Here is an 821-nt window from a genome sequence, read left to right as displayed (position 1 = left end):
TGGCCTTACTCATGACTTATGTCGGCGCACCATGCATTTATTATGGTAGTGAAGTCGGTCTTGAGGGAAGCTTTGACCCAGATAACAGACGTTGTTTCCCTTGGCATTTAGTTCAGGGTTCTCCTTGGCTCCAACTGTACCAACAGTGGATTGAAATTCGTAAACAGTTCAAAGCCCTACAATCTGGCAGCATGCAATGGCTTTATTGTGACGAAAGAGCATTTGCTTATGCAAGACAGCTTGGTGAAGAGACGATCATTGTTGCAGTCAATATTGGTCTACAAGAAAGCACGATTGACCTACCATTGTGGCAGTTAGGCTTGAATGCGAAACACTTGCATCAATTATTAGATAAGTGTGAAATAATTGATTATGAAGGTCATGTTTCTGTCAATATGGCAGCATTAAGTATCAATTTGTGGCAAGTGAAGTGACACCGCATTCTATATTTATTAAAATTTGTGAATATGTTCATTAATAACTATAAACAGCCTCTTTAAGCCGATGCATATGAGAGGCGAACACTTAAACAATGGTACTCAATGGTTAACCAAAGGCGATGTAGCCTCTCATTTGTTGTTTTATTTCCTTTAGTTCTATTCATTGTGGTAATGCTCGTTACTACAAAAAACTACTACGATGCAGTCAATCGCTATATTGATACTGAATATTCGCGTATCGATAGAGCGTTAACTCGTGGTATCAAAGTCTTAACTGCACTGGACTACAGCTTTACCAACTATTCAAACTTCGCGACCCCTCTTTCTGAAGAGCATAACTCTATTGTGAAAGGCGATATCTGCTATATATGGCCGATTGAT

1 protein-coding gene and 1 pseudogene are annotated in these 821 nt (G+C 39.3%); both read left to right on the top strand.

The window, feature by feature from the left end; translation table 11 throughout:
• On the top strand, positions 1 to 434 hold a 434-nt coding region (locus R7Q11_RS25595), incomplete at its 5' end, for an alpha-glucosidase C-terminal domain-containing protein (RefSeq protein WP_225466927.1).
• 108 nt (positions 435 to 542) lie between these two features.
• A pseudogene (locus R7Q11_RS25590) lies at positions 543 to 821 on the top strand (diguanylate cyclase); the annotation flags it as partial.

It is taken from the genome of Vibrio sp. 970 (assembly GCF_033339075.1).
This window is presented reverse-complemented; position numbering and strand designations above follow the sequence as displayed.